Source organism: Mycobacterium nebraskense (assembly GCF_002102255.1).
Taxonomy (GTDB): domain Bacteria; phylum Actinomycetota; class Actinomycetes; order Mycobacteriales; family Mycobacteriaceae; genus Mycobacterium; species Mycobacterium nebraskense.
Window position 1 is genome coordinate 1 of sequence record NZ_LQPH01000048.1, and the last position, 5,170, is coordinate 5,170.

1 protein-coding gene and 2 pseudogenes are annotated in these 5,170 nt (G+C 70.1%); 2 read left to right on the plus strand and 1 reads right to left on the minus strand.

Annotated features, from left to right (window positions below):
* Together AWC17_RS34125 and AWC17_RS05580 are read left to right on the plus strand one after the other, a co-directional pair.
* Positions 1-144 (plus strand): annotated as a pseudogene (locus AWC17_RS34125) (FAD-binding protein); the annotation flags it as partial.
* Positions 145-480: 336 nt separating this feature from the next.
* A complete protein-coding gene (locus tag AWC17_RS05580; protein WP_046184862.1) occupies positions 481-4,953 on the plus strand; it encodes a cation-translocating P-type ATPase in 4,473 nt (1,490 codons plus the stop codon).
* Positions 4,954-4,958: 5 nt separating this feature from the next.
* On the opposite strand, the pseudogene AWC17_RS33030 reads toward AWC17_RS05580, so the two are convergent.
* Positions 4,959-5,170 (minus strand): annotated as a pseudogene (locus AWC17_RS33030) (hypothetical protein); the annotation flags it as partial.

Here is a 5,170-nt window from a genome sequence, read left to right on the forward strand (position 1 = left end):
GTCAGCGGTGACCCCATCCCGGGCCTCTTCGCCGCCGGCCGTTGCACGGCGGGGCTGGCCGCCTGGGGCTACGCCAGTGGCATATCGCTCGGTGACGGCAGCTTCTACGGGCGCCGCGCGGGCCGGTCGGCGGCCCGGGGTTAGCCGCAAAAGCATTGCGCCCGTGGCTTTTTGCTCCCCGGCACGCAGCTACGCGTTCAGCGGGATTGACATACGCGGGCGTGCATGCCCCCAAACCGGCCATCGAGGTTTGCTCCCAAGGTGGATCAGGCCGCCCGAACTTTTTGATGTAGCGTCCCTAAACAGCCGCGATACAGCTTGAGAGATTTGTGTTCATGAAGTTTTCAAGTTGCTGGCGTCCTGGGCCCGGGTTAGGTTGATCGGGTTTGTAGCCGCGGCCAGCGTCGATCAGCGGCATCCCCGCGAGTGAGCGCGAAGCAACCATTTTGCGCCTGAAAGGGGTTGCGCGTGCGACAGCTTTTGCCGCGGCGGGTGATGTCGACGGGACTCGAGGCCGCCGCAGGACTTGGCGGCGCGGTCGGCAGGGTGGCCTCTGCCGGTCTCGAGGTCGCCGCTCTGCCCGTCCGGATGGGCGCAAAGGTGCTCTCGGGCGAGGTATCCGGCTCAACGCTGACCCGGCGTTGCGGGCGCGGCGACGGCCGGGTGTGGATCGAGGTGCGCGGGCTCGATGGTACGGATGGAGCGGCACGTGGCCGCGCCGTCGTTGATGCGCTGCGGGCACAGCCCGGCGTCGCGAACGTCAGCCTGAATCGTCCGTTGTCGCGGGTGGTTGTCGAGATCGACAACGAGGGACCGTCGCTGGACGACCTGTGCTCGGCGCTCGATGACGCCGAAACAAGTTACGGTGCAGTAGGTTCCACTCGCGCGGAAAGCTTGCCCGGCGACGGCCTGCTGTTGGTTACCCGAGGCGCGATGGTAGCCGTCAATGCCGCCGGGTTCGCGGTCGCGGTCGCGGGGCGGGCGTTGCGGTTGCCGGGGGCGCCGATCGCCGTCGAGGCGGTGTCGGCGATCGCGAATTATCAACCGTGGCTGCGTCGTCTGCTCGAGGACCGGATCGGCGCCGGCGCGACGGACACCGCGTTGTCGGTGGCGGGCACCGCCGCGCATGTCGTCACGTTGTCACCGGCGAAGTTGTCGGTGGACCTCACGATGCAGGCGTTCAAGGCCGCCGAGTGCCGAGCCGCGGCGCGCGCCTGGGCCCGCTACGAGCCGGAGTTGGCCCGGCACGCCGACGAATCGGGCATGCACCGTTCATCGCGCCCGGTTCCGCCACCGGCCGGGCCGATCCAACGTCATGGGAAACGCGTGGCGTGGGTGCAGATCATCGGTGTCGGCCTGACCGGGGCCCTCACGCGCAACGTCACTATGGCTTCGAATGCCGCGCTGGCGGCTTCACCGAAGGCGATGCGCACCACCCATGAGGCGTTCGCAACCACGCTCGGGCGGGGCTTGGCGGACCGGCACGCGGTGCTGCCGCTGCGGCCGGAGAGTCTGCGCCGCCTCGACAAGGTCGATGCGCTGCTGATCGATCCGCGCGTGCTGTGCAGCGAAAAGACGCGGGTGGTACGCGTCCGCGGCGCTCGCGACGGCGAGTTGCTGAAAGCCTGGACTTACGCCCAAGAACTGCTCGACGAGGGCGCAACGCCGGGCTGGCATCCCCTTCGCGCGACGGCAGCCGACGACGGAGACGGCACCGTCGAGGCGCTCATCGCCCCAGCCCCCCACCCGCTGGCGTCGGCGGTGATCACCCAGGCGCGCGATTCCGGCGCGAGGCTGGTGTCGGTCGATACCGACCTGCTCGGCGACTTGCGGCCGGCCTTCGATGACGTCCATCCGATTGGCAGCGGCGGCATCGACGACGCACTCGCCGATGCGGTGTCCGAGCTGCAACGGGCAGGGCACACCGTGGTCGTACTGTCGTCGTCTGGCGCACAAGCGCTTTCGGGTGCCGACGTGGCCCTGGGGATCAGACCCAACGCCGAGAGCCCGCCGCCCTGGAATGCGGACCTGATGCTCGACGACCTGGCCGGAGCCTGGCGGGTGTTGCACGCGTTGCCCGCGGCCAGGCGGGCGAGCCAGCAGGGCATCGCGATATCGGTGGGCGCTTCGGCGCTGGGCGCACTGTTCATGGTGCCCGGGGTGCGCAGGTTCCGGGGGCCCGGCCCGGTGACCGTCGGCGCCGTCGCGGGCCTGCTGTCGGGATACCTGTTGGCCCGCGGCACAATTCGCACGCCGATACCCCGGCCAGCGCCGTCCTACGAGTGGCATGCGATGTCGGCCGAACGGGTCCGGGAGGTGCTGGCGGCGCTGCGCGACCCCGACGAGGACCCGAGGATCCATTCTGCCGCGACGGAACCCGGCCGGGGCGCCGCGGCGTGGGAGTTCGCCAAGGCCGCCGTTGCCGAGTTGACCGGTGACCCGTTGACCCCGGTCCTCGCATTGTGTTCGACTGCCACCGCGGTGCTGGGATCACCGACCGACGCGGTGCTGGTCGGCACGGTGCTGACCGGAAACGCGATGCTGTCGACCGCCCAACAGCTCCGGGCCGAGAACCGGCTGAACCGCCTGCTGGCTCAGCAGACCCCGCCGGCACGGTTGGTCACGGCCGCGCCGGACGCTACGCGCAGCTACCGCGAAGTCGTCGTCGAGCAGCTGCGGCCCGGCGACCTGATCGAGGTACGCAGCGACGAGGTGGTGCCCGCCGACGCCCGGGTGATCGAGGCACACGACCTCGAGGTCGACGAATCGTCGCTGACCGGTGAGTCCCTGTCGGTCCAGAAGCAGGTCGAGGCCACACCGGGGGCTGAACTGGCCGAGCGCCGCTGCATGATCTACGCCGGAACGACCGTCGTGGCGGGCACCGCGGTCGCGTTGGTCACCGCCGTCGGGGCCGACACCCAGACACGCCGCGCGGCCGAACTCGCCTCCGGCGATCTGCCGACCGTCGGCCTACATCATCAACTCAGCCACTTGATGAGCCGCGCGTTTCCGTTCAGCGCGGGCGGTGGCATCCTGGTCGGTGCGCTCGGCTTGTTCCGCGCCGGCGGTCTGCGCCAAGCGCTCAGTAGCGCCATCGCGGTCGCCGTGGCGGCCGTCCCGGAGGGCATGCCCCTGATGGCCACCCTCGCCCAGTCCGCGTCGGCGCAGCGGCTGGGCGAATGCGGGGCGCTGGTGCGGGTGCCGCGGGCGACCGAGGCGCTCGGTCGCGTCGAGGTGGTCTGCTTCGACAAGACCGGCACACTGAGCGAGAACCGCCTTCGCGTCGCCAAGGTGCATCCGGTGGCGGAGCATTCTCGCGACGACGTCCTGCGTTGCGCCGCCCAGGCCGCACCTGCCGACGACGGCAATCCACACGTCCACGCCACCGACGAAGCCATCATCAAAGCGGCGGACGCGGTGGCGGGTTCTGGTTCGCGATCCGAACCGGACGCCCATCTGCCGTTCCGTTCCGGCAGAGCATTCTCGGCCTCGGTGACGGGTACGCAGTTGACCGTCAAGGGCGCGCCGGAGGTGGTCCTGGCGGCGTGCCGGGAAGTGGGAGCCGAGGTCGATGACGCGGTCGCCGGCCTCACCTCCGCGGGGCTTCGGACGATCGCTGTGGCCCAACGCCGCCTGAGCGCAGCACAGGCGCGGTCGTTGCGGAAAGATCCCGACGGCATCACCGAACTGTGCGGCACGGGGTTGACGCTGACCGGATTCCTGGGCCTTTCGGACACCCCGCGCCCTCAAGCGCCGCAGTTGCTGGCCGACCTGGCCGACCGGGGCGTGGCCATCCGGCTGATCACCGGCGACCATCCCGTCACCGCCACCGCCATCGCCCGCGAGCTGGGACTGTCGGTGAGCGCCGACGAGGTGATCACCGGATCGGAATGGAACGCCCTGTCACGCCAGGATCAACAGCGCGCGGTGTCCGAGCGAGTGATCTTCGCCCGGATGTCACCGGAGAACAAGGTGCAGGTGGTCCAGACGCTCGAGCGCGCCGGGCGCGTCTGCGCCATGGTGGGTGACGGCGCCAATGACGCCGCCGCGATCCGGGCCGCCAGCGTCGGCGTGGGTGTGGTCGCGCGCGGCAGCGACTCCGCCCACACCACCGCCGACCTGGTGCTGACCGACGGCCGCATCGAGACGCTCGTAGCTGCCATCGACGAGGGACGCCGACTGTGGCGCGGAGTGCAGGCGGCCGTGGCCGGGCTGCTCGGCGGCAACGCCGGCGAGGTGATCTTCTCCGTCATCGGCACGGCGTTGACGGGGACCTCGCCCCTGAACACCCGCCAGTTGCTGCTGATCAACATGCTCACCGACGCGTTGCCCGCGACCGCGGTCGCCGTCAGCACGCCCGCCGGGCCGGTGCAACGCGTCGGGCGCGGCATTGACGAACACGCGCTGCGGCGGACCGTGGCGGCGCGTGGGGCGCTCACCGCTACGGCCGCCACGACGGCCTGGGTGATGGCCTCGGTCACCGGGCTACCACAGCGGGCCTCGACCGTCGCGTTGATCTCGTTGGTCGCCGTCGAGCTCGGCCAGACCGTGGTCGACTCACACGCACCGCTGGTGCTGCTCACCGCCGCCGGCTCATTTGCCGCATTCACCGCCATGATCACCACCCCGGGGATCAGCCAACTGCTGGGCTGCACACCAGTCGGCCCGCTGGGCTGGGCCCAGGGGCTGAGCACCGCCGCGGCCGCGGTTCTGGCCGTCGCCGCCACCAATCGGTTGCGGTCGGGTCGCCGGGACCCGGCGTCGCCACCCATGGGTGACGAACCGGTACTCGACGAGCCGCCCGGCTCAGCTGCACAACCACCGCAGCACAGAAGCTCCCGAGCTCCGCATACCGCGGTCCTGATGGCGCCGGCAAAGGCCGCGCGTGCGCTGAGATTGGTGGACCAACACCAGCATCGGGTCTCGGCAGAGGTCGTTACCGATCGTCCGTGAGTTCCTCAGTCACGGTCACCGCGCGGCTTTATGAACACGCCCTCTGCACCGACCGTGATTCCTTGGCTATCGGTGATCTGCCCCTTCGCGAAGGTTTTCACGCCCTCGACGCGGTCGACGCACGCTTCCGCCCGCACCAGACCTGATATGGGAGAAGTTTTGTCAAGCGGGCAGGGTGAAGCGGTGGCCACAACCGTCGTCGTGGCCACCGCTTCGT